We start from the raw sequence: 23433 nt of genomic DNA on the forward strand, positions 1-23433 counted from the left end.
GAAAGGTATCAAAGGTCTATGAAAACCGCAGAGTTGCGTCAGGCGTTTCTCAAGTATTTCGAGCAGCAGGGGCACACCATCGTACCGAGCAGTTCGCTGGTACCCCATGATGATCCCACCCTGTTGTTCACCAATGCGGGTATGAACCAGTTCAAGGATGTATTCCTTGGCCGCGAACAGCGGGACTATGTCCGTGCCACATCTTCCCAGAAATGCGTGCGCGCTGGCGGTAAGCATAATGACCTCGAAAATGTCGGTTACACCGCCCGTCACCACACCTTCTTCGAGATGCTGGGCAACTTCAGCTTTGGCGATTATTTCAAGCGTGAAGCCATCAATTTCGCCTGGACCTTCCTGACCGGTGACCAGTGGCTCAAGTTGCCGACTGAAAAGCTCTGGGTCACCGTGTACGCAGACGACGACGAAGCCTACGATATCTGGAACAAGGAAATCGGCGTGCCCGCGGACCGCATTGTCCGCATTGGCGATAACAAAGGTGCCCGCTACGCCTCTGACAACTTCTGGCAGATGGGTGACACCGGTCCCTGTGGTCCCTGTACTGAAATCTTCTATGACCACGGTCCTGACGTCGCCGGCGGCCCCCCCGGTAGTCCTGAAGAAGACGGCGACCGCTACATTGAAATCTGGAACGTGGTTTTCATGCAGTACAACCGCCAGGCCAACTGCGACATGCTGCCGTTGCCCAAGCCCTCCGTGGATACCGGCATGGGGCTTGAGCGAATTACTGCCGTATTGCAGGGCGTGCACAGCAACTACGAGATTGACCTGTTCCAGGACCTGCTGAAGGCCGCCTCGGAAGTGCTCGGCGGAGCCGCGACTACGGAGGCCTCCCTGAGGGTAGTGGCTGACCATATTCGCTCCTGTGCCTTCCTGATCGCCGATGGGGTCATGCCTTCCAACGAGGGTCGTGGATTCGTTCTGCGGCGCATAATTCGCCGCGCGGCCCGCCACGGTAACAAGCTGGGTGCGACCCAACCCTTCTTCTACAAACTGGTGGATGCGCTGGTATCACTGATGGGCGAGGCCTATCCGCAGTTGCGCAGCAGCCAGAAGCAGATTGAAAAGGTGCTGCTGCAAGAAGAGGAGCAGTTCGCCAAGACCCTGGACAAGGGACTGCGGCTGCTGGAGCAGGATATAGCGGACCTGAAGGGCACCGAAATTCCTGGCGAAACCATCTTTACCCTCTATGACACCTACGGTTTCCCGGTGGACCTGACCAACGACATCGCCCGCGAGCGTGGCCTGACCCTGGATTATGAGGGATACGAAAAAGCCATGGAGCAGCAGCGGGAGCGTGCCCGGGCGGCCAGCAAATTCGGCATCGATTACAACGCTGCCGGAATTCACATCGAAGGTAGCACAGAGTTCACCGGCTATGAGTGCATCGATGGTCACTCCAGCATCCGGACCATACTGGTGGATGGCGAGGAGAAGGCAGCCGAAGCCGGTGATGAGGCTGTGGTCGTGCTTGAGCGCACGCCGTTCTATGCCGAATCCGGTGGCCAGGTGGGTGATACCGGGCTGCTGACCTGGAGTGGCGGTCGCTTCCAGGTAAACGATACCCGCAAGGATGGTGACAACCACCTGCATATCGGCACCGTTGTGGAAGGAGAGTTCTTCGCAGGCCTGGAGGTGGATGCCCGCATCGACCACCAGCGCCGGGAAAACACCATGAAGAACCATTCCGCTACCCACCTGATGCATGCCGCACTGCGTAATGTTCTGGGTGAGCATGTGAGCCAGAAAGGTTCACTGGTGGACCCGGACAAGTTGCGGTTCGACTTCTCCCATTTCGAGCCGGTGACGTCGGAGCAGCTCCGCGAGATCGAGCGCCAGGTCAACGAACAGATCCTGTCCAACCACCCGGTCCAGACGGACCTGATGGATATGGATAGCGCAAAGGAAAAGGGCGCCATTGCCCTGTTCGGAGAAAAGTACGGCGACACGGTGCGGGTACTCAGCATGGGGGCGGATGACTATTCCGTCGAGCTGTGCGGGGGCACCCACGTAGCCCGTACCGGTGATATTGGCTTGTTCCGGATTACCTCCGAAAGCGGTATCTCCGCCGGGGTGCGCCGTATTGAGGCCGTCACCGGGTTCGGTGCCCTGCGCTGGGTGACCGAGACGGAAAGTACCCTCGACCGGGTGGCAAAAATGGTGCGTGGCACAAGGGACTCTGTGGTCGAGAAGGTGCAGGGTGTCCTGGACCGCAGCCGCCAGCTGGAAAAGGAAGTGGAGCAGCTCAAGGGCAAGCTGGCCAGCTCTGCCGGAGCTGACCTGGCCGGCTCAGCTGTTGATGTGGCGGGGCTCAAGGTGGTGGCAGCCCAACTGGACGGAGCCGACCGCAAGTCACTGATGGACACCGCCGACCAGCTCAAGAACAAGCTGGGTGAGGGTGTGGTAGTACTGGCCAGTGTGGAAGATGGAAAGATTACCCTCGTTGCGGGGGTGACCAAGTCGGCAACTGGCCGGGTCAAGGCCGGGGACCTGATGAAACACCTTGCCGCCCAGGTCGGTGGCAAGGGCGGCGGGCGTCCAGACATGGCCCAGGGAGGAGGCAGCGATGTGGCGGCCTTGCCCGAAGCGCTGCAGGGTGTTGCTGGCTGGGTTGCAGAAAAGGCCGGGTGAACCCGACACAGTAAGTGCATTTAGGCTACTGTCATCTGCCGGTGAAGTAGAGGTATAATTTCGCGATTTTTCGGCCGGGCACCCCTTGTGGTGCCCGGTGTCTGTTTTGGGAAGACCTGCCACCGGATTGGGCTGGCAGGTTACTGGTTATCCCCCCGGGGTACGACAGGTGCCCCGCCAGGAAATTTGGGAAGATCATGGCACTGCTGGTTCAGAAATTCGGAGGTACGTCCGTCGGCTCCACCGACCGGATAGAAGCCGTCGCGGAGAAGGTGTGCCGGTTCCGCGAACAGGGGCATGATGTCGTCGTTGTGGTTTCCGCCATGAGTGGTGAGACCAACCGCCTGATCGCCCTTGCGAACGATATTATGGAATCACCTACGCCCCGGGAGATGGACGTTCTTGTGTCCACCGGCGAACAGGTAACCATTGCGTTGCTGTCGATGGCGCTTCAGAAGCGGGGCTGTGATGCGCGCTCCTATACCGGAGCCCAGGTCCGTATCCGCACCGACAGTTCTCATACCAAGGCGCGAATCCAGGAAATCGACGAGCACAACATGCGGGGTGACCTGGACAAAGGTCGGGTGGTTGTGGTCGCCGGATTCCAGGGTGTGGACGAGAACGGCAATATCACCACCCTGGGGCGTGGCGGTTCCGATACTACCGCTGTGGCCCTGGCGGCTGCCTTGAAAGCGGATGAGTGCCAGATCTATACAGACGTAGATGGGGTATACACCACCGACCCGCGGGTCGTGGACTCAGCGCGCCGCCTTGATCGTATTACCTTTGAAGAAATGCTTGAAATGGCGAGCCTTGGCTCCAAGGTTCTGCAGATACGGGCCGTCGAATTCGCCGGCAAGTACAATGTTCCGTTGCGGGTGCTATCCTCCTTTGAGGAAGGCGAGGGCACCCTGATTACCTTTGAGGATGATAACGCCATGGAACAACCGGTTGTTTCCGGAATTGCCTTTAACCGAGACGAAGCCAAGCTGACCATTGCCGGTGTGCCTGATACACCGGGTGTAGCGCTGCGTATATTGAAACCGGTAAGCGAAGCGAACATCGAAGTGGACATGATTGTCCAGAACGTCGGCGCGGATAACCAGACAGACTTCACCTTCACTGTGCATCGCAATGATCTCCGTCGCACCCGGGCGATCCTGGATCAATTGGCGAACGAGCTGGGCGCCCGTGAAGTGAATGGTGACGACGCGATCGCCAAGGTGAGTATTGTCGGTGTTGGTATGCGCTCCCATGCCGGGGTGGCGACTCGTATGTTTGAGGCGCTCTCCAACGAAGGCATCAATATTCGTATGATCTCCACCTCTGAAATCAAGGTATCGGTGGTGATCGATGAAAAGTATCTTGAGCTGGCAGTCAGGGCGCTTCACAGTGCGTTTGACTTGCATAAGGCCGAGACAGAGGCCTGAAACGGCGGATAAACAGGTCGGTCCGCCAGGGTCTCGCCACAAAACGGGAACCAAATCGACTCGGGGTCGTCACATAGTGCCTGTAGGGGATTATTCGACTTTCCGGTTTGGTATTCCCGGTATAAAGTTATAACTAATTGTTCAAGTCGGAACAGGTAGCTCTGGAATAGGGAGTAAAGGACATGTTGATCTTGACCCGCCGTGTTGGCGAAACCCTGATGGTCGGTGACGAAGTCACCGTGACCGTCCTGGGTGTAAAAGGTAACCAGGTACGTATTGGTGTAAACGCCCCGAAGGAAGTGGCGGTTCACCGTGAGGAAATCTACCAGCGCATCCAAAGTGAGAAGGGTGAGCCGGAAGATGGTCCTGAGCCGGGTAATCACTGAGCTAAGGCTGGCGCCCTGTTTGCAGGGGCTAGGCTGATCAGAAGACCGCTGCGACCCCCGGGTGTGGCGGTTTTTTGTTGGTGTAACGGCGGCGGATCAAACGAGTCAGAAAAAATCCTTGTCAACCCTATGAAAACAGAAAAATTATGGTAGTATACGCGCCGTTGTCACGGAGAGGTGGGTGAGTGGCTGAAACCAGTTCCCTGCTAAGGAACCGTACGAGCAATCGTACCGAGGGTTCGAATCCCTCCCTCTCCGCCATTTCTTCTATAGAGAATGAAGGGATAAAGGCAACCGGTCGGCGTAGCAATCGACCACCAGAAAAGTCTGATGCGCGGCTGTAGCTCACCGGAGCGCCGGCCGGCTGGATAAAGCACCTGGCGACGAACCAGGCGGTCACAGGGATGACCGGAAATTTCGTAATTGCGCGGCTGTAGCTCAGCTGGATAGAGTACCTGGCTACGAACCAGGCGGTCGGAGGTTCGAATCCTCCCAGCCGCGCCACTTATTACACAGTCACGTCGTGAACCCGGAGCAAACCACAAACTCCGGAGTACGACGGGATCAGAACCTGTAAAGGTTCGCCAAAAGTTTTGCGCGGCTGTAGCTCAGCTGGATAGAGTACCTGGCTACGAACCAGGCGGTCGGAGGTTCGAATCCTCCCAGCCGCGCCATTTAAAGCTAAACGCCGCAGTCTGGAGCACCCCCTCCGGCTGCGGCGTTTTTCGTAGTGCACTGGGAGGATTTGAACCGATAGAGGTTCGACCGGAGTGCGCACTGCGCACGGAGGAACGTCGGAGCGAAGCGACGACGGCCCCGAAGGGGAAGGGCCGCAGGCCCGCCTAATCCTCCCAGCCGCGCCATTTAAAGCGAAACGCCGCAGTCTGGAGCACCCCCTCCGGCTGCGGCGTTTTTCGTTTCCCTCCTTTCTGTGTTTGGTTACCCCTTACCCTTGTCGTAAACAAAAACTCCCTTGTGTAACTTGAGTGTCATAAATACATCAATATGTGTTTATCAGGTATTAGCAGAACGAAGTTTCCTCCCCTTTAATAACAGGGGCCTGCATAGAACTATATTTCACTATGCGGAATCGTATGCTGGCCGCTATAAAAACAACGAACCCCGGAGGTTATCTTGAAAAAAAACAAACTCGGTATCGCCATTACAGCCGCCACTCTGAGCGCACTGATGCTGACAGGCTGCGGTGATAGCAGCAGTGGGAGTGACGACGAGGGTAGCGAACCAGAAGTATCGCGGGTACACGATACCCGTACTTTTACGCCCGCATCTGATATCTCGTTTGAGGCGTCAGGATCAGCTTCAGCCTACTATGGCATCTACGAAGGTGTTCAAGGCCCTGCAGTCTATGCTGCCGAAATGCCAGACAACTGGAACGGTGGCCTGATCATGTATACCCATGGCTATCGCGGGGAAGGCGCTGAACTTGCCGTTTCAGTACCGGACGCTGCCTGGCGGGCCACTGTGCTGGGCGCGGGGTACGCCTGGGCGGCCTCTTCCTATTCGGCCAACTACTATGATGTACGTGCGGGGATAGAGGACACCAATAAGCTCGCGTTGGAAGTCATGGACTATATCGAGGCTGACTTTGGTGAAGCTTACGACAGTCCTCAGCAGGTTCTCATCTCCGGCTACTCCCTCGGGGGGCACACAGCTGCCGCTGCGGTTGATCGTGAGAACATGGAACGTACGGCCTATAAGGTCGATTATCAGGGCGCGTTGCCTTTCTGCCAGGCTGAGCAAAACCAGTTCCAGTGGCTCGGTGATTACACCCGTGTAGTGCAGGAGTTGTCAGGGTTCGGCGATACGCCGGACGGAGAGTATCAGCAGACATTGCCCAGCATGCTGGTGGCCCTGTTTGAAACTGACGGCAATGGCAATATCACCTGGGAGCCGGCAAACCAGAATGGTGAGCGGGCAAAGCAAATCGCGATGGACCTGACCGGCGGAGAGCGGCCAGTATTCTATGATTACGGATTTCCCAATCCGGGACTTCAGGGTGCTGTCCTAGGAACCGGCGGCCGCGGTGGTGATATCAACGGCATACTCGCCAAGAGCTATTTCGATAATATGAATCGGGAGTATCGCTGGACTGACGAAGACACCATGACCGCGGAAGAGGCAAGCTTCAATGAAGCTATCAGGCGTGATGCCGCTGACGAAGGGGTGAACCCGCTCAGGGATGATGGCGTTCGCTGGCTACCGCTGGTTGAGGGTGATTTCGATGTGCCAGTTCTGACCCTCCATACCCTGGGTGACTTCTATGTGCCATTCAGGCACCAGCAGCTCTATCGTGAGGGTGCCATTGAGAATGGATCTGAAGACCTGCTGGTCCAGCGGGCAATCAGGGCGCCGAGCCACTGTGACTTCACAGGTAGCGAAATCAGTACGGCGTTGATTGACTGGCTGACCTGGGTGAATGGTGGTCCCAAGCCCGGCGGGGACGAGGTCCTTGACCCGGCCGTCGTTGCTGATCCTCAGTACGGCTGTGACTACACCATCAACGACGCAAGTCGAGATCGCTCAGCGTTGCCGAGCTGTGATATCTGAAGGTAACCGTGGAAGAAGAGGGCGCCGAACTGGCGCCCTCTTTATAGGGGCGGTGCCGGGCCTGTCAGTTTCCATTCACCGGGCCACGCGGGTCTTTTACCACATCAGGTCATCCGGAATCTCATACCCCGCATAGGGGTCATCCTCATCCTTGTCGACCTGACTGTTGCGGTCGTGTAGCACCAGGACAGCTTCTTCGTCTCGCTCCATAATCTTGCGCGCGACTGCCTCGGGTACAACTTCATAGCTTTCGTTCACGAAAACCACTGCCAGGCGGCCCCGGGCCAGCTGGTCGGTCATGGTGTCGTCCACCAGGATTTTCTTGATCTTCTTGCCGTGAACAAACTGGTAGTCCACCTCGCAGCGACTGCGGTCAAGGCGGTTGCTTTCCACCAGCTGGCGAATCTGGGCAGCGATAGCCTTGCGACGGGCTTCCTCGTTGCGCTGCTGGTTCAGCTGACGATCTCTCTCGGCCTTTTCCTGCCGGGCCTGCTGGGCCCGCAACTTGCCTTCGTCAGTCTGAGCGGCGCCCTTGGGTTGTTGTTTGCGCTGCTTTTTCTTTTCCTTCTGCAGTTGTTTGAGCTTTTTCTCGTCGGCCAGACCGGCCTTGAGGAGTTGATCCTGTAGTGAAGCCATGGTGGGTCCTGCTGATGTTCCTGATTCCGATGTGTAATTGCGGTATTATACGGGGCTCATGGCCTCCGCCGTAACCTCCCGTCTTTCCGGATTTCTCCATCATGTCGTTTCAGATCTCAGGCCTGTCTCAGGCCATGCTCGATAATCTCTCGATCCTGGGTTTCACTGAGCCAACACCGGTGCAACAGCAGGCCTTGCCGGCAGTACTTGCCGGCAAGGATGTGATTGCCATGGCGCGTACCGGGTCCGGTAAAACCGCCGCCTTCGGTATCGGCCTGGTCGAGCGACTGGAAGTCCGCCGGTTTTCGGTCCAGGGCCTGGTGCTGTGTCCCACACGGGAGCTTGCTGACCAGGTGGCGAGGGCAATCCGCGAACTGGCTCGCAGCCAGCATAACGTCAAGGTGCTTACCCTGTGCGGCGGAACGCCAATCGGCCCACAGATCGGCTCATTGAGTCATGGCGCCCATATCATTGTTGGCACCCCGGGCAGGGTTAAGGATCACCTGGACAAGGGCACCCTGACGTTGGACGGACTGCGCACGCTGGTGCTGGATGAGGCCGACCGGATGCTGGACATGGGGTTTGAGGAGGCAGTCAACGCTATTGTCGCCCGGTGTCCGGAGCGCAGGCAGACGCTACTGTTTTCTGCAACCTGGCCCAAGCATGTACGCCGACTGAGTGAACGTTACCAGCAGAACCCGGTTTCAGTCACTGTGGAAGAGCATCCGGAAGCGTCGGCACCCTCGATCCAGGAGATCTTCTATGAGGTTGCAGACGGCGAGGAACAGAAAGCACTTGCGGGTTTGCTGTCAACACGGCAGCCGTCTGCATGCCTGGTGTTCTGTGCGACCAGGCAGCAATGTGATGACGTGGTTTCGTTCCTCGGCCAACAGGGCTTCACCGCCGCGTCCCTGCACGGGGATATGGACCAGAAAGACAGGGATCAGGTTCTGATCCTGTTCGCCAGCCAGAGCTGCCCCATCCTGGTGGCAACCGACGTGGCGGCCCGGGGGCTGGATATCGATGACTTGCCCCTGGTTGTAAATATGGAGCCCGCCCGCTCTCCGGAAACCCATACCCATCGCATCGGTCGCACGGGGCGAGCTGGTAATGAGGGCCTGGCGGTCACTTTTTTCAGCCCGGCACGGGCCCACAAGGTCACGCGACTGGAGCAGGCTCGCGGGTCTGAGATCGAGCCACTGGATGCCGGCGAATTACTGACTGCCGCGCCGGCGCCATGGCAGCCCGCCCGTGTGACCCTGTGTATTGCCGGAGGTCGAAAGGAGAAGGTCCGCCCCGGGGATATCCTGGGGGCGCTGACCGGCGAAGCAGGCCTCCCCGGTGGTGTGGTTGGCAAGATTACCATCCAGGAATTCCAGAGTTTTGTTGCGGTGGATTCGACCGTGGCCGACAAGGCACTCAGGCGGCTTGAGCAGGGTCGGATCAAGGGGCGCCGATTCCGGGTGAGGACGGTCAGGGCAGGACTTTGAGGGAAGCGGCAAGCCGGAAAACCTATACGGGGTTTTGCCCATTGTTTTTCCGCGAATACTGCAAAAATGCGGGTTTGCGGGGTGCAGTTTAGTTGCTCCCCTAAGGATAAAACGGTAAATTACGCAGGATTTTGCCTCCGACAATGGTCTTAGTCCCGGCCTTTGCTCACGACTGAACACCGCTGTCAGAGGAAAGTCATTTCATTCAACACAGGTAGCACATGTTATGAGTGAGCTGATGTCACAGGCGATCGACCTGATGATCGCAGGCATGGGTTTTGTGTTCGTATTCCTGGTTATCCTGGTATTCGCGACACTGTTCATGTCCAAAATCATTGGCCGATTCGCGCCGCCCGAGCCGGCTACACCGGCCAGGACGCCACGTGCCAAAGCGTCTGCACCCGCTGCGGTTGATCCCGACACGGCGGAAGCAATAAAGAAAGCGATTGCACAATACCGGTCACGCCACAAGAAGTGACCGGAGCAGAACACTAGAACCTTTTAACAGAAGGCTGACACGATGACTGACACCAAGAAACCACTGGGGATTACGGATGTTATCCTGCGGGATGCACATCAATCCCTGCTGGCCACCCGCATGCGTCTTGACGACATGCTGCCGATTGCCGAGAAGCTCGACAAGGTCGGCTTCTGGTCATTGGAATCCTGGGGTGGAGCCACATTCGATTCCTGCATTCGCTACCTGGGCGAAGATCCGTGGGAACGGATCCGCGAGCTTAAAAAAGCCATGCCTAACACCCAGCAGCAGATGCTGCTGCGTGGCCAGAACCTGCTGGGCTACCGCCACTATGCGGATGACGTGGTAGACCGGTTCTGTGAGCGCGCCGCCGAGAACGGCGTTGACGTGTTCCGGATCTTCGACGCCATGAACGATCCCCGTAATATGGATCGTGCCATCAAGGCGGTTCGCAAGACCGGCAAGCATGCTCAGGGCACCATTGCCTACACCACCAGTCCGGTACACACCGTCGACATGTGGGTAGAGCTGGCCAAGGAAGTGGCTGATATGGGCGCAGATTCCATCGCCATCAAGGACATGGCGGGCATCCTGAAGCCGTACGTGGCCTATGAGCTGGTCAGCCGCCTGAAGAAAGAACTGGATGTACCCATCCACATGCAGTGCCATGCGACCACCGGTATGTCCACGGCCACGGCTATCAAGGCCGCTGAGGCCGGTATCGACAACGTGGATACCGCCATCTCTTCCATGTCCATGACCTATGGCCACTCGCCCACCGAGGCAGTCGTTGCCATCCTCGAAGGCACAGACCGCGACACTGGCCTGGACCTGGAGCTGCTCGAGGAAATCGCCAGCTACTTCCGCCAGGTGCGCAAGAAGTACGCGAAGTTCGAAGGCAGCCTGCGTGGCACGGATTCCCGTATCCTGATTGCCCAGGTGCCCGGTGGCATGCTCACCAACATGGAAAACCAGCTCCGTGAGCAGAATGCTACCGACAAGTTCGATGAGGTTCTGGCGGAAATCCCCAAGGTACGCGAAGACCTGGGCTTTATCCCGCTGGTCACCCCGACTTCCCAGATCGTTGGTACCCAGGCGGTACTGAATGTGCTGACTGGTGAGCGCTACAAGTCGATCTCCAAGGAAACCGCCGCCATCCTCAAGGGTGAGTACGGCGCTGCCCCTTCAGACTTTAATAAAGAGCTTCAGGAGCGAGTCCTGGACGGTAAGGAGCCGGTCACCTGTCGTCCGGCGGACCTGATCGAGCCGGAAATGGACAAGCTCACCGACGAACTGAAAAAGCTGGCTGATGAGAAGAACATCAAGCTGGCTGACCAGGAAGTGGATGACGTCCTGACCTACGCTCTGTTCCCGCAGATCGGTCTGAAGTACCTGGAAAACCGTAACAACCCGGATGCGTTCGAGCCGGTACCCAGCGCCGACGACGTGGCCCCGGCCGCAGCGAAGAAAGCTGAAGGTCCCGAGACCTACACGGTGAGCGTTAACGGCAAGGACTACGTGGTTGCCGTGAGTGAAGGTGGTGAAATCAGCCAGATCGAAGCACAGGGCGGCGCGGGCGGCTCATCCGCACCGGCGGCTTCTGCCCCGGCCCCGGCTGCTGGTGAGGGCGAGCCCCTGCTGGCACCGCTGGGTGGCAACATCTTCAAGGTTCACGTATCCCCAGGGGATCAGGTGGAAGAAGGTGATGTGGTGATTATCCTCGAGGCCATGAAAATGGAAACCGAGGTTCGCGCCAACAAATCCGGCACCGTCGGTGAAGTCTTCGTCAAGGTCGGTGATGCCGTATCCCCTGATGATGAAATGCTGACAATCGCATAAGGGCCAGCATTCCATGGATAAATTACTAACCCTCTGGACAGGCAGTGGCCTGTTCAACATAACGCCCGGCCAGACGATCATGATCCTCGTCGGCCTGCTGCTGCTGTTCCTTGCAATTCGTAAGGGCTTTGAGCCGTTGCTGCTGGTGCCGATTGGCTTCGGCGGCATCCTGGCGAACATCCCGGAGGCGGGGCTTGCCCTGACTGCGGCGGAAAATGCCATCCACTTCGCACTCAAGGATGGCGGCACGGAGATCCTGGCAGCGCTGGCAGCGCCTCTGGATGTGGCTTACCAGGCCGGGCAGGCAATCACGCCCGAGCTCAAGGAAGCGTTCAAGGTAGCCGTAAAAGAGGCCAGCTATTCCGAGATGGCCATGGCCAACTCCCTTGCCCAGGATTTCGGGTATGGCAATGGCATGCTCTATAACTTCTATTCGGTTGTTATCGGCAGCACCATTGGGCCGCTGGTCATCTTCATGGGTGTTGGTGCCATGACGGACTTTGGTCCGCTGCTGGCCAACCCGAAAACCATGCTGCTGGGTGCTGCTGCGCAGTTCGGTATCTTCGGTACCGTCCTCGGCGCTGCATTGCTTGACTGGCTGGGCATCCTGGATTTCACCATCCTGGAAGCCGCTGCTATCGGTATCATCGGTGGTGCGGATGGCCCGACGTCCATCTACGTATCCAGTGTGCTGGCTCCCCATCTGCTGGGGGCGATTGCGGTGTCGGCCTACGCCTACATGGCGATGGTGCCGATGATCCAGCCGCCGATCATGAAGCTGTTGACCTCCAAGGAAGAACGGGCCATGAAGATGACCCAGCTGCGTCCGGTGAGCAAGAAAGAGAAGATCGTCTTTCCGCTGGTCGTACTCATTGCGGTCGTTCTGTTCCTGCCGGATGCGGCGCCGCTGCTGGGTATGTTCTGCTTCGGTAACCTGATGAAGGAATGTGGTGTTGTTGAGCGTCTGAGCGATACTGCCCAGAATGCTCTAATCAACATCACCACGATCTTCCTGGGTCTGTCCGTTGGCTCCAAGCTGATGGCGGACAAGTTCCTGGATGCCCAGACCCTGGGTATCCTGGCGCTGGGTATCGTGGCCTTCGGTGTGGGTACCGCTTGTGGTGTCCTCATGGCGAAGCTGATGAACGCCATGGTAAAGGAGAAGATCAACCCGCTGATCGGTTCTGCCGGTGTCTCTGCGGTGCCGATGGCAGCGCGGGTATCCAACAAGGTTGGCCTTGAAGCCAATCCGCAGAACTTCCTGCTGATGCACGCCATGGGTCCGAACGTGGCCGGCGTTATCGGCTCTGCGGTAGCTGCCGGTGTCATGATCAAGCTGCTTGGCTGATTGTAGTAGCTGGTAGTCTGAAAACCCCGAAAGACTCCGAGTCTTTCGGGGTTTTCTTGTTTTGGCCTCGTGGTTTTCTTGGTCGGCAAATTTGGGTGCCTGGCCTGCGGGCATGGGTGGCCCTTTCTCCGCTGCAATTCACGGTCCGTCCTTGGACCGCCTTGCACCGCGCCATCCATGGCGCTGCTACGAAAGGGCCACCCATACCCCCAGTCCGAAGGGAGTATGTTCGTGCCTGAAAATAATAAATGATGAGTGAAACAGTAACGCCCTGAGGTAGTAAACGGGTTGGAGTCCGAATCCAGCGGGAAGCCACTTGACTCAGCTATCCATTTTTATAACTTTCGGACACGAGTGGAATTTGTAGGGCAGTAGGGTGGGGGATGCTTTCGTCGCAGCGCCAGGGATGGCGCGGAGCAAGGCCGGCCCAGGGATGGGCCGTGAATTGCGGCAGAGAAAGCATCCCCCACCCTGGTGCCCCTCCACCAAAACCTGCAAGCTGGGGCCAACAGCCAACAGCCAACAGCCAACAGCCAACAGCCAACAGCCAACAGCCAACACTAGCAGTAACTCAAGAAGCCGTAGGAGCTACTGAAAGTCCCGCGAAGGCACCGGCAATGTCTGAATCAGGTGGCTGAGGTCCGTAAGCTTCCCGGCCATGATATGAACAATGTCCCCCTCCCGTTCCACAATGCCTTTTACATGCAGTAACCGGGAAGTCAGCAATGGCTTACGTTGCTGCCGTGCCGTGTTGAGCCAGACCACCACATTGATATTTCCGAATTCGTCCTCGAGGGTAACGAACGTTACGCCAGAGGCAGAGCCGGGACGTTGACGGCCGGTGACCAGGCCGGCCACCTGGACCGGGCGGTTGGGTTCGGCGGTTTTCAGTTGCTGTGCGTTCAGGCAGTTACGCAGATGGCCCTGTTCTCTCAGCAAGGCCAACGGGTGGCGCTGCAGGGAGAGCCCCTGGCTGGCGTAGTCTGCCAGAACATTCTGACCTTCTGACGGAGCAGGCAGGTCAACCCTGTCGCCGCCGGGTAAATACGCCTGATCGTCCCCGTCTTCTGAAACCCAGAGAGGCGCCGCCTCTTCATGGCCCAGCAGCTCCCAGTAACTCTGGTGCCGGTGGCCGCTGATTGCGGCAAGGGCGTTGGACCCGGCCAGCAGTTCCAGGTCTCGTTGGGGCAGGGCCGTGTACTGGCGGAGTTGCTGCACGCTGGTATAGCCGCCGGGGGGTCTTTGCTGACACAGGGCCTCGGCGCTTTGGCGGTTCAGCCCGCGCACTTGTCGCAAGCCAATACGGAGGTGACCATCGGGACCTTCCAGGGTGTAATCCCAGTGGCTGTGGTTAACATCCACCGGTAAAACCACAACGTCATGCCGGCGCGCATCCTGGATCAGCTGGGAAGGCGAGTAAAACCCCATGGGTTGGCTGTTCAGCAGGCCGCAATAGAAAGCCGCCGGATGGTGACGCTTGATCCAGGCCGAGACATAGACCAGCAACGCAAAGCTGGCGGCGTGGGACTCGGGAAAACCATAGCCGCCAAAGCCACAGATCTGGTGGTACAGGCGTTCGGCAAAGTCCTCGCTGTGGCCCCGTTCCCGCATGCCCCTGATCAGCTTTTCCCGGAATACTGTCAGGTCACCATGGGACTTCCACGCGGCCATGGCACGTCGTAGCTGGTCGGCTTCGCCGGCGGTAAAACCGGCGGCCACCATGGCCAGCTTGATCACCTGTTCCTGGAAAATGGGCACGCCCAGGGTGCGTTCCAGCACCCCCCGGACTTCCTCGTTGGGGTAGGTGACCGCCTCCAGACCGTGTTTACGTTTCAGGTAGGGATGGACCATATCGCCCTGGATGGGGCCGGGGCGGACAATGGCGACTTCGATCACCAGGTCGTAGAACTTCTCCGGCCTCAGCCGGGGCAGCATGTTGATCTGGGCCCGGGATTCCACCTGGAAGACACCGATGCTGTCGCCGGTGGTGAGCATGTCATAGGTGGCCTTGTCTTCCCGGGGCACGTGCTGGAGGGTAAAGGGCTCGCCCTTCGCTTCACTGATCAGGGTCAGGGATTTGCGGATGGCCGTCAGCATGCCCAGGGCCAGCACGTCCACTTTCATCAGTCCCAGGCTTTCCAGGTCATCCTTGTCCCACTGGATGACGGTGCGGCCGGCCATGGCGGCGTTTTCAGTGGGTACCAGTTGCGACAGGGGGCCGGAGCTGATGACGAAACCACCCACATGCTGCGACAGGTGGCGGGGAAAGCCCAACAGGGTATTCACCAGGGTAAAGAACTGGTTGGCAACCCGCTTGTGGCGGGTCAGGCCCTTGTCGAGGATCTGGCTTCGCCAGTCGGTTTCCCGGTCCCGCCAGTCGATGCCATTGAGCAATTGTTCCACCTGGGCCGGGTCGAAGCCCAGGGCCTTGCCCACGTCCCGGATGGCGCTGCGGGGTTGGTAGCGGATGACCGCGGCCGCCAGTGCGGCCCGTTCCCGGCCGTAGCGCTGGTAGATGTACTGGATAACCTCTTCCCGGCGCTCGTGTTCAAAATCCACGTCGATGTCCGGTGGCTCGTCCCGGTCTTTGGAAATGAACCGTTCGAACAGCAGCTCGATCTGGCGGGGGTCTACCTCGGTAATGCCCAGGCAATAACACACCGCCGAGTTGGCGGCGGAGCCCCGGCCCTGGCAGAGGATGCCCTGGCGGCGGGCAAAGCTGACGATGTCGTGGATGGTGAGAAAATAGTGCTCGTATTCCATCTCACGGATCAGGGCCAGTTCCTTGCGAATCAGGGCCTGTATGTGTGCCGGGGTGCCTTCCGGAAAGCGGCGCTGTTCGCCCTGCCGGGTCAGGATTTCCAGCCAGCTGGCGGGAGTTTGCTCTGGTGGCACCAGGTCGCCGGGGTATTCGTACCGCAGTTCACCGGGGCGAAAGGTACATTGCTCGGCAATTACCAGGGTTTCGTTGATCCACTCCTCAGGGAAAAGCCGGTGAAGGACCGGCAAGGGCCTCAGGTAACGCTCGCCATTCTGGAACAGCCGGTGGCCGGCCTGTTCCAGGCTGGTGTTGTGGCGAATGGCGGTGAGTACGTCTTGCAGGGGTTGGCGCTGGCGGTCATGCATATGCACTTCGCCGGTGGCGACCACCGGGCGCTCCAGCTCTCTGGACAGGGCACGAATGCGGTGTAGTTGTTGCTCTTCGCCGCACGCCAGGGCGCGGCTGGCGGCCAGCCAGAACCTGTCGGGAAACCGGTTGTGGAGCCCCTGACCGGCTTTCAGGGCACAGGTAAACGAGGCCTCCTGTGCGGTAGGGGCCAGCCACAGGCACAGGCAGTCAGTCAGGAGATGGCTGTCCAGGTCATCGGTAAACAACTGGTACTGCCCCTTGGAAGCCCGGCGACGACCAAGGGTGATCAGCTGGCAAAGCTGTCCGTATCCCTGGCGGGTACAGGCCAGGAGGATCAGCCGGGTTGGGGGATGATCGGGGGTGTCAGGCTCCAGTTCGAAGTAGCTGCCGGTGATCAGGGCAACGTCACTGTGTTTGAGGGCCTGCCAGGCCCGTGGTATGCCGGCCACGGAACAGGCATCGGTAATGGCCAGGGCACGGTAGCCGTTTGCCAGTGCCTGTTCCGCCAGTTCATGGGGGTGGGAGGCACCGGTCAGGAAGGTGAAGTTGCTGAAACAGTACAGTTCGGCGTAACTCATGGTCTTTCGCGTTATCCAAACCAGCCATGGACAAACCAGCCTTGCTGGTTGTCACGGTAGATCCAGGCCAGCTGACCTTCCGGCAGCCGGGCGATGTAGTAGTCCCTCAGAACCCGCTCGCCGTCCCACCAGCCACCACTGATGCGCTCCGGCCCGCCCAGCCACTCTTCCGGGGCCGCCTGCAAAGGGGCAGGATGGGGTAGCAGCCAGAGGGGGCGCAGGGGAAGGTGCTCCGGTATGGGGTCCCGGCCCCGGCGAGCCAGGCTGCGGGCGCTCCAGGCCCTTTCCGGCCGGTGGTCTGCTGCCGGTGCCAGGTGTGTCAGGGCCTGCTCGCCAAGCCGGGCCTGCAGCCGGCTGACCAGGGTGTGCCAGGCTTCCCCTGTGTCCGGGGTTTCACCAAGCAGGTCCGCGGATGACGCTGTATGTCGGTCCAGGAAGCGGGTTACCCGCAGTTCCAGGGCTTCCACCGGCGCCTGCAGGGGGTATTGCTCCAGGCGAATCCGCAACAGGTTGAGAAAGGCCTCGGCCCGGTGTTCCGGGCCGGTGCTCCGTATACGCAGGCGGCTGGGCTCCTGACGGTAGTGATACAGTGTGAGTAACAGGGTGTCCGCGCCCTGCTGGCGCCATTGCAGATCATTTTCCAGCTCTGCCAGGGTACGCTGCAGGGCAAACAGCAAACCCTGGGCTTTCTCCACAGGCAGGCCGAAGTCCGCCCTTTGCCGGAAGTCGCGGGGTGGTTGCCAGCTGGTTTGAGGGTCAGGGCGCTGGCCGAGGATGCGCTGGATATGAGCCAGGGTTTCCGGCGCCAGCCGACGGGCGAGTTCAGCCGGCGGTAGTTGTTGCAACTGGCCCAGCCTGGTTAGTCCCAGGCGATTGAGTCGTTGCAGGGTGCGCCCTTCAAATTCTGTGTGGGTCAGGGGCAGGGTAGCCAGGTGCGCGGTCATCTCTTCATGGCTATCGGTAAAACAGTCCACGCCGGCCCGGGCCAGCAAGCGGGCTGCCAGCGGGGTCGGTCCGGTGGACAGGGTGGCGTCCAGCTGGCGCTCTGCCAGGGCCTCTTGCAAGGCTTTCCTGAGAGGCAGCAGGCCACCATACAGACGCTTCACACTGCCTGCGTCTGCCAGCAGGCCATCCGGCGGATACAGGGTGATCCGGTCCATATGGTGGTACAGCCAGTGGGCCTGTTGTTCCAGGATGCGGGCCTGGCGGTCGTCGTCGGCATGGAACATGACCAGCTCCGGCGCCAGGTTTAGGGCGGTCTTGAAGGCGGTGCCGGGCCTGACACCAAGCTCTATGGCCCGGGGGCCGGCCTGCAATACTCGCCGTGAACCCTGGCAAATAACTGCCAGGGGGGCATCAGCCTCCATGGCACGGGCAACATGGTTCAGCAGCAGGTGGTGAAAGTGCAGGTAAAGCCAGGGCATGGTCTATCCGGTCCAGGGGCCATGGATGACAGTACGGGCTTCGGTCATTTCCTGATTGATCCGGGTGCCCATGGCGATTGTGCAACCCTGACCGGGCCAGCCTCCGCGACGTTTGAGGATGTTCACCTGAAGGCCCAGGCGGTCGTCTGGAACCAGTTCCAGCCGGAGTGCTGCCGGTGAACTCTGGCAGGCCTCCCGCCGGTTGCGGAACAGTATGCAGGTGCTTTGCCCGGCCTCGGCGGCCAGTTGCAGGCGTCGGATGTCCCGGGCAGCCAGGGTTTCTGGCCAGGCCAGAACCAGTCCTGTGGCCGGTGAGCGCAGGCAATTCTCCAGGGTCCATAACAGGTCTTGCTGGTGTTCTGTCTTTACCAGCACGACCTGGTCCAGGTCGACCTCCTCCCGGGCGAGGGCGGGGGCATAGGGTGTAAACGGCGGGTTTACCCAGAAGACGCATTGCCGCCTTGCCGTCACTCGTTGCAGCAGGGGTAAAACCAGGTGAAGTTCACCAATGCCAGGGCCGTCCAGCAGGCATTCACTGAGAGCGCCCCGGGGCCAGCCAAGGCCCCCGAGCTCTCGGTCCAGGGCGGCAAAGCCGGTATGCTCCGGGGTTTGCTCTGTTGCAAGCTGGCGGTGCCCGCGCCAGAGGCGGGCGTCGTCGAACAGGGAATTCAGCAGGTCACTCATCTTTTCATTCGGATACTGTTTAAATATACAGTATTATGGGCGAGGTAGATTTTCAAGCAGCATGCATGTACTGATCGTGGATTCTTGCTGACCGGCCTTGTGGGTGTGTATAACGATCAGTGACCGATACCAATACCAATGAAGTTCAGGGAGGGTTTATGGGCAGATTGGCTGAGCAGCACTGTGAAGCTTGCCGGGCTGACGCCCCGCAGGTTTCTGCAAAAGAGCAGGAGGCGTTATTGATGCAGTTGCCGGACTGGGAGTTAGTGCATCACGGGGAAGTGGCACAGTTGCAGCGTGTGTACTCCTTCCGCAACTTCGTTCAGGGTCAGGCCTTTACCAACCGGGTGGCGGAGCTGGCCGAAGCCGAAGGTCACCACCCGGCGATTCTGCTGGAGTTTGGCAAGGTTACGGTGCGCTGGTGGACCCACAAGATCCAGGGCCTGCACCGTAACGATTTCATTATGGCGGCCCGTACGGACGGTATCTACCAGGTATAGGCGTTGCGCGGCAGCCATCATCCGGGCGCCCCGGCCGGCGAACGGCCTGCATAGGGCTCATGGAACCAGCAATACAGGGCTGAGACTCTCCCGGACCACGGACTCGGATGTATGCCCCAGGGGAAGCTGTTCCACCGGGGTAGTGCCCCGCTTGCCGATCAGTGTCAGGGCCGGACGGCTGTCTCTGATCAGCTCCAGTAGTTCCCGTGCTGGCTGGCCATTGAGGATACGGGCGTGCACGGAGGATTTGCTGTTGGCAATGTCGTGTACCAGCTGATCGACCTGGTCCGCTTCCTCTGGCGCATCCTCGGGGCGTACCCAGACCACCCGGCCTTGCTGACCGTCGTTAACCAGTTGCCGGAACAGGTCCAGGGCCCGCCCGGCATTTCCGGAGCCATCGGTTGCCAGGAATATCGGTGACTGATCAGACGAGGGTTGTCCCTCTACTGGCAGGACGAGTAGAGGTTGCCGGACCATCCGGGCAAGGTTCATGGTGATATTGCCCATGAACAGTTCACGGCCTGCAGAATGATGGGTGCTGCAACAGATAACACCGTCTGCCTGCAAGTACCGCGTCAGTTCCGCGATGCAGGACGCAATGAAGCCATGGCGCACCGCGACATCGGTTTCCACGCCCCAGTCACCCGCATATCTTTTCGCCAGGTCCCTGAGCTTGCCTTCCACGGCCCCTTCGCTGTCTTCGATGTGTTTACGGGTATGGGGTTCGATAACATAAGTCAGGGTTAACTTGTTGATACCCAGGCGTTTCAGTAGAGGGGGAAGCTGAAGGATGGCCTGTTCCCAGCCGTCGGAGTAATCCACGCTCAGAATCATATGGCTCAGCATATATGCACTCTCCGGAGTAAATGCCTTTGCAATTTTCTTTAAAGCTAGCACAAAGTGCTGTCAGTGCTATTGATTCCGGTCAGGGTGCCTGCGAAGTGGGTGTGAGCGTGGCTTCATGGATGATGGTTTTTCATTGGCATTGCTATGCCGCTAAAATGGCGCCAATACAGCTGATTGTATATTCACCCCGCTGCGCCCTCGTGCCAGGGGGAGTGGTGTTACATCAGGACCAGTGACCCTTTCGGAAGCCGTTTCATGACCACTGAAGATGCCAGGTACCGGGGCCGTTTCATGGCCTTTGATTCCATCACCACCCGCTGGGCGGACAATGACCTCTATGGCCACGTCAATAACGTGACCTATTACGCCTGGTTTGATACCTGCGTGAACCGTTACCTGATCGAGCAGGGCGGGCTGGATATCCACCAGGGGCAGGAAATTGCCTACGTGGTGAGTTCGTCCTGTGACTACTTCAGCCCGGTGGCCTACCCGGAAAAGGTTGAGGCCGGGCTGCGGGTGGAGAAGCTGGGTAACAGCTCGGTGACCTACAATATCGGCATTTTCCGTGAAGGCGAAGAACAGGCCTGTGCCGTCGGGCGCTTCGTACACGTCTTTGTCAACCGGGACACAGACCGGCCGGTGCCCATCCCGGCCGGTGTGCGGGCGGCACTGGAGCAGTTGTCTCAGTAACCCCGGGCAGACGAGGTGCTGCGGCGGGGGTCTGCAGCCCCCCAGCGGCGCCCGTCAGCGTCGATCAGTACGCTCTGGATAGCTCCCATGGCGGACCGGGTTTCTACCGTGTGGCCCATGGACTCAAGCAGGTCGATGGTGTCCGGGCTGATCCCCTGTTCAATGCGAATCTCATCCGGCAGCCACTGGTGGTGGATCCGGGGCGCCTCCACCGCAGACTGGATATTCATGCCGTGGTCGATCACGTTCATGAGCACCTGCAGGGTGGTAGTGATAATCCGCGAGCCGCCCGGGCTTCCCGTGACCAGGAAGTTCTCGCCGTCCCGCCGGACAATGGTCGGAGACATGGAGCTGAGCATGCGCTTGCCTGGCTCGATTTTGTTGGCCTCGCCCCCGATCAGTCCGTAGGCGTTGGCCACGCCCGGCTTGGCACTGAAGTCGTCCATCTCATTGTTCAGCAGGAAGCCGGCGCCGGCCACGGTGATACCTGAGCCATAGCTGAAGTTTATGGTGTAAGTGTTTGAAACAGCGTTGCCCCAGCGGTCCACGATGGAGAAGTGGGTGGTTTCGTTGCTTTCGTAGGGTGCAGGGTTCCCCGGTCCGATATCCTTCGAGGGGGTGGCCTGGTCCGGGTCGATTTCCTGTCGCAGTGAATCGGCGTAGTCCTTGCTGGTGATGCCGTCCAGCGGCACCTCAACATAGTCCGTATCCCCCAGGTACTCGGAGCGATCGGCGTAGGCCCGCTTCATAGCCTCTGCCATCAGATGGATTGTCCGGGCGGAGTTGTGGCCATAATTTCCCACGGGATAGTCCTCAAGGATGTTGAGGATCTGCACGATATGCGCGCCCCCGGAGCTGGGGGGAGACATGGAAAAGATCTCGTGCCCCCGATAGGTGCCCCGGACCGGCTCGCGAATGACCGGTTGGTAGCCGGCCAGGTCTTCCAGGGTAATCAGGCCTCCGCCACGCTGCATCTCGGCCACGATCAGGCGGGCGGTTTCACCCTCGTAGAAATCCCCGATGCCGTGGTCCGCGATACGCTGCAGGGTGGCGGCCAGGTCGGGCTGGCGGAAACGCTCCCCCGGCGCCGGTGGCTTGCCATCGTCGCCGTAGAAGGCCTCCCGGGTGGCTGGCCATCGGATCAGTCGGTCCCTGGCCTGCTCCAGGCCCTCGGTGAAGCGGTGGGGGACTTCGAATCCGTCCCGGGCCAGGCGGACTGCCGGAGCCAGCGCCTCTGCCAGGCTAATGGTGCCGTATTGTTCCAGCGCCAGCGCAAGTCCGGCGACCGTACCCGGCACACCGGAGGCCAGGTGGCTGAAGCGACTGCGCTCCGGCACCACCTCGCCATCCTCGTTCTGATACATGGTTTCGGTGGCAGCTGCCGGTGCCGTCTCGCGGTAATCAATGGCCTGCACCGGACCGCCGTCCCCCGGGGCATAGAGCATAAAGCCACCGCCGCCTATATTGCCGGACCGGGGCTGGGTTACGGCGAGGGCAAAGCCCGCCGTCACGGCGGCGTCCACCGCATTACCGCCATTGCGCAGCACCTCCAGCGCAACCTCGGTGGCATGGGGGTGGCTGGTGGCCACCATGCCGTACGCTCCGGGCACCGGATGGTGGCGCTCGCCTTCAAGAATGGCCTGGGCGCTGGCCGCGCCTGCTACGAGGCTAAGCCATAGCAGTGCGACAATGCGCAGGTGCCAGGAGGCAGTAGGCATGGTGGTCTCCTTGTGTCGTTAAGGGATTTGTGGGGAAACGGGGCCATCACCTTCGTTCCGGCCACGGATTAGGCTATGATAGCCGGTCATTTTCTTTTGCGCTGAGCGGAAAGCAAAGCCCGTCTGCGCATCTTCCAGTCGCATTACAGGACAGGTTCATGGAACACACATACCGTCTGGTGATTTCCTGCCCGGACAGGGTGGGCATTGTTGCAAAAGTCAGTAACTTCTTGTCCACCTACAATGGCTGGATAACCGAGGCCAGCCACCACTCGGACAACCAGGCCGGGTGGTTCTTCATGCGCCACGAGATCAAGGCCAGCTCCATTCCCTTTGGGCTGGATCAGTTCCGCGCTGCGTTTGAGCCCATTGCCCGGGAATTCGACATGAGCTGGCACGTCGCCGATTCTGCGCGACCCAAGAAAGTCGTGCTCATGTGCAGCAAGGAATCGCACTGCGTAGCCGACCTGCTGCATCGCTGGCACAGTGGCGAGCTGAACGTGGATATCGCGGCAGTTATCTCCAACCATGAAGACCTGCGTCGCATGGTGGAGTGGCACGAGATTCCCTACCACTGTATCCCCGTCAGCAAGGAGAACAAGGCTGAGGCCTTCGCCGAGATTGATGGCCTGTTCCAGGCCTATGAGGCGGACGTGATCGTGCTGGCCCGGTACATGCAGATCCTGCCTGCCGCGCTGTGTGAAAAGTATCCCGGCCAGGTGATCAATATCCACCACTCGTTCCTGCCGTCCTTTGCGGGTGCTCGTCCCTACCACCAGGCCTACAGCCGAGGGGTCAAGCTGATCGGCGCCACCTGCCACTATGTCACCCAGGACCTGGATGAGGGGCCGATCATTGAGCAGGACGTGATCCGCATCAGTCACAGCGATGCTATCGAGGATATGGTCCGGCTGGGCAAGGATGTGGAAAAGAATGTGCTGGCCCGGGGACTGCGTGCCCACGTCGAAGACCGGGTCATCACCTATGAAAACAAGACGGTGGTTTTTGACTGAGCCGGTTACCCGAATGTGGTAACATC

The 23433-nt window shown here is 59.5% G+C and carries 17 protein-coding genes and 3 tRNA genes; 14 read left to right on the forward strand and 6 right to left on the reverse strand.

Features of this window, described 5'->3' with window-relative positions; translation table 11 throughout:
• The first annotated feature begins 18 nt into the window (after positions 1–18).
• From alaS to MLC59_RS04050, 7 genes are all read left to right on the forward strand, one after another.
• Positions 19–2649, forward strand: a complete 2631-nt coding sequence (gene alaS / locus MLC59_RS04020) for an alanine--tRNA ligase (RefSeq protein WP_248231078.1) — start codon at positions 19–21, stop codon at positions 2647–2649.
• A gap of 197 nt (positions 2650–2846) precedes the next feature.
• Entirely contained in the window at positions 2847–4079 is a 1233-nt protein-coding gene (locus tag MLC59_RS04025; RefSeq protein ID WP_248231079.1) for an aspartate kinase, read from the forward strand.
• Positions 4080–4261: 182 nt separating this feature from the next.
• Positions 4262–4465: a carbon storage regulator CsrA gene (gene csrA / locus MLC59_RS04030; RefSeq protein WP_248231081.1), complete on the forward strand. Its 204-nt coding sequence runs from the start codon at positions 4262–4264 to the stop codon at positions 4463–4465.
• Between the two features lie 171 nt (positions 4466–4636).
• Positions 4637–4726, forward strand: a tRNA-Ser gene (locus MLC59_RS04035).
• A gap of 166 nt (positions 4727–4892) precedes the next feature.
• A tRNA-Arg gene (locus MLC59_RS04040) sits at positions 4893–4969 on the forward strand.
• Positions 4970–5062: 93 nt separating this feature from the next.
• Positions 5063–5139 (forward strand) — tRNA-Arg (locus MLC59_RS04045).
• Positions 5140–5599: 460 nt separating this feature from the next.
• Positions 5600–7033, forward strand: a complete 1434-nt coding sequence (locus MLC59_RS04050) for an alpha/beta hydrolase (RefSeq protein ID WP_248231082.1) — start codon at positions 5600–5602, stop codon at positions 7031–7033.
• Positions 7034–7129: 96 nt separating this feature from the next.
• On the opposite strand, the gene MLC59_RS04055 is transcribed toward MLC59_RS04050, so the two are convergent.
• Positions 7130–7669: a DUF2058 domain-containing protein gene (locus MLC59_RS04055; protein WP_248231084.1), complete on the reverse strand. Its 540-nt coding sequence runs from the start codon at positions 7667–7669 to the stop codon at positions 7130–7132.
• Positions 7670–7767: 98 nt separating this feature from the next.
• On the opposite strand from MLC59_RS04055, the gene dbpA reads away from it, so the two are divergent.
• From dbpA to MLC59_RS04075, 4 genes are all read left to right on the forward strand, one after another.
• Entirely contained in the window at positions 7768–9159 is a 1392-nt protein-coding gene (gene dbpA, locus MLC59_RS04060; protein WP_427901697.1) for an ATP-dependent RNA helicase DbpA, read from the forward strand.
• 226 nt (positions 9160–9385) lie between these two features.
• A complete protein-coding gene (locus tag MLC59_RS04065; RefSeq protein WP_248231090.1) occupies positions 9386–9637 on the forward strand; it encodes an OadG family protein in 252 nt (83 codons plus the stop codon).
• Between the two features lie 42 nt (positions 9638–9679).
• Entirely contained in the window at positions 9680–11476 is a 1797-nt protein-coding gene (oadA, locus tag MLC59_RS04070) for a sodium-extruding oxaloacetate decarboxylase subunit alpha (protein WP_248231092.1), read from the forward strand.
• Positions 11477–11489: 13 nt separating this feature from the next.
• Complete coding sequence (locus tag MLC59_RS04075) at positions 11490–12824, forward strand: sodium ion-translocating decarboxylase subunit beta (RefSeq protein WP_248231093.1); 1335 nt, start codon at positions 11490–11492, stop codon at positions 12822–12824.
• A 588-nt stretch (positions 12825–13412) separates the two neighbouring features.
• On the opposite strand, the gene MLC59_RS04080 is transcribed toward MLC59_RS04075, so the two are convergent.
• Genes MLC59_RS04080 through imuA form a run of 3 tightly spaced genes read right to left on the reverse strand, consistent with a single transcriptional unit; the run spans position 13413 to position 18640 of the window.
• Positions 13413–16532: an error-prone DNA polymerase gene (locus MLC59_RS04080; RefSeq protein WP_248231095.1), complete on the reverse strand. Its 3120-nt coding sequence runs from the start codon at positions 16530–16532 to the stop codon at positions 13413–13415.
• Between the two features lie 11 nt (positions 16533–16543).
• Positions 16544–17956 carry a Y-family DNA polymerase gene (locus tag MLC59_RS04085; RefSeq protein ID WP_248231096.1) on the reverse strand — a complete coding sequence of 471 codons (1413 nt, stop codon included), beginning with the start codon at positions 17954–17956 and terminating at the stop codon, positions 16544–16546.
• Positions 17957–17959: 3 nt separating this feature from the next.
• Positions 17960–18640: a translesion DNA synthesis-associated protein ImuA gene (gene imuA, locus MLC59_RS04090; RefSeq protein WP_248231099.1), complete on the reverse strand. Its 681-nt coding sequence runs from the start codon at positions 18638–18640 to the stop codon at positions 17960–17962.
• Between the two features lie 158 nt (positions 18641–18798).
• Here imuA and MLC59_RS04095 point away from each other — a divergent pair, with 158 nt between their 5' ends.
• Positions 18799–19140 (forward strand): 4a-hydroxytetrahydrobiopterin dehydratase, encoded by a 342-nt coding sequence (locus MLC59_RS04095; RefSeq protein ID WP_248231101.1) that lies wholly within the window; start codon positions 18799–18801, stop codon positions 19138–19140.
• A 57-nt stretch (positions 19141–19197) separates the two neighbouring features.
• Here MLC59_RS04095 and MLC59_RS04100 read toward each other — a convergent pair whose 3' ends face one another.
• Positions 19198–19986, reverse strand: a complete 789-nt coding sequence (locus MLC59_RS04100) for a universal stress protein (RefSeq protein WP_248231103.1) — start codon at positions 19984–19986, stop codon at positions 19198–19200.
• Between the two features lie 255 nt (positions 19987–20241).
• On the opposite strand from MLC59_RS04100, the gene MLC59_RS04105 reads away from it, so the two are divergent.
• Positions 20242–20676, forward strand: coding sequence for an acyl-CoA thioesterase (locus tag MLC59_RS04105; protein ID WP_248231104.1), 435 nt, complete (start codon positions 20242–20244; stop codon positions 20674–20676).
• On the opposite strand, the gene ggt is transcribed toward MLC59_RS04105, so the two are convergent.
• Positions 20670–22394: a gamma-glutamyltransferase gene (gene ggt, locus MLC59_RS04110; protein WP_248231106.1), complete on the reverse strand. Its 1725-nt coding sequence runs from the start codon at positions 22392–22394 to the stop codon at positions 20670–20672. The genes MLC59_RS04105 and ggt overlap by 7 nt on opposite strands.
• A gap of 158 nt (positions 22395–22552) precedes the next feature.
• Here ggt and purU point away from each other — a divergent pair, with 158 nt between their 5' ends.
• On the forward strand, positions 22553–23407 hold the full coding sequence (purU, locus tag MLC59_RS04115) for a formyltetrahydrofolate deformylase (protein WP_248231108.1): 855 nt from the start codon (positions 22553–22555) through the stop codon (positions 23405–23407).
• Positions 23408–23433: the final 26 nt, after the last annotated feature.

Origin of the sequence: Marinobacter bryozoorum (genome assembly GCF_023156245.1) — a bacterium.
In the GTDB taxonomy this organism is placed as follows: Bacteria; Pseudomonadota; Gammaproteobacteria; order Pseudomonadales; family Oleiphilaceae; genus Marinobacter; species Marinobacter bryozoorum.

Bases quoted from the DNA above. Each gene is read 5' to 3' on its own strand.
- alaS (WP_248231078.1), top strand. From the start codon at position 19: ATGAAAACCGCAGAGTTGCGTCAGGCGTTTCTCAAGTATTTCGAGCAG.
- MLC59_RS04025 (WP_248231079.1), top strand. From the start codon at position 2,847: ATGGCACTGCTGGTTCAGAAATTCGGAGGTACGTCCGTCGGCTCCACC.
- csrA (WP_248231081.1), top strand. From the start codon at position 4,262: ATGTTGATCTTGACCCGCCGTGTTGGCGAAACCCTGATGGTCGGTGAC.
- MLC59_RS04055 (WP_248231084.1), bottom strand. From the start codon at position 7,669: ATGGCTTCACTACAGGATCAACTCCTCAAGGCCGGTCTGGCCGACGAG.
- MLC59_RS04065 (WP_248231090.1), top strand. From the start codon at position 9,386: ATGAGTGAGCTGATGTCACAGGCGATCGACCTGATGATCGCAGGCATG.
- oadA (WP_248231092.1), top strand. From the start codon at position 9,680: ATGACTGACACCAAGAAACCACTGGGGATTACGGATGTTATCCTGCGG.
- MLC59_RS04075 (WP_248231093.1), top strand. From the start codon at position 11,490: ATGGATAAATTACTAACCCTCTGGACAGGCAGTGGCCTGTTCAACATA.
- MLC59_RS04080 (WP_248231095.1), bottom strand. From the start codon at position 16,532: ATGAGTTACGCCGAACTGTACTGTTTCAGCAACTTCACCTTCCTGACC.
- MLC59_RS04085 (WP_248231096.1), bottom strand. From the start codon at position 17,956: ATGCCCTGGCTTTACCTGCACTTTCACCACCTGCTGCTGAACCATGTT.
- imuA (WP_248231099.1), bottom strand. From the start codon at position 18,640: ATGAGTGACCTGCTGAATTCCCTGTTCGACGACGCCCGCCTCTGGCGC.
- MLC59_RS04095 (WP_248231101.1), top strand. From the start codon at position 18,799: ATGGGCAGATTGGCTGAGCAGCACTGTGAAGCTTGCCGGGCTGACGCC.
- MLC59_RS04100 (WP_248231103.1), bottom strand. From the start codon at position 19,986: ATGCTGAGCCATATGATTCTGAGCGTGGATTACTCCGACGGCTGGGAA.
- MLC59_RS04105 (WP_248231104.1), top strand. From the start codon at position 20,242: ATGACCACTGAAGATGCCAGGTACCGGGGCCGTTTCATGGCCTTTGAT.
- ggt (WP_248231106.1), bottom strand. From the start codon at position 22,394: ATGCCTACTGCCTCCTGGCACCTGCGCATTGTCGCACTGCTATGGCTT.
- purU (WP_248231108.1), top strand. From the start codon at position 22,553: ATGGAACACACATACCGTCTGGTGATTTCCTGCCCGGACAGGGTGGGC.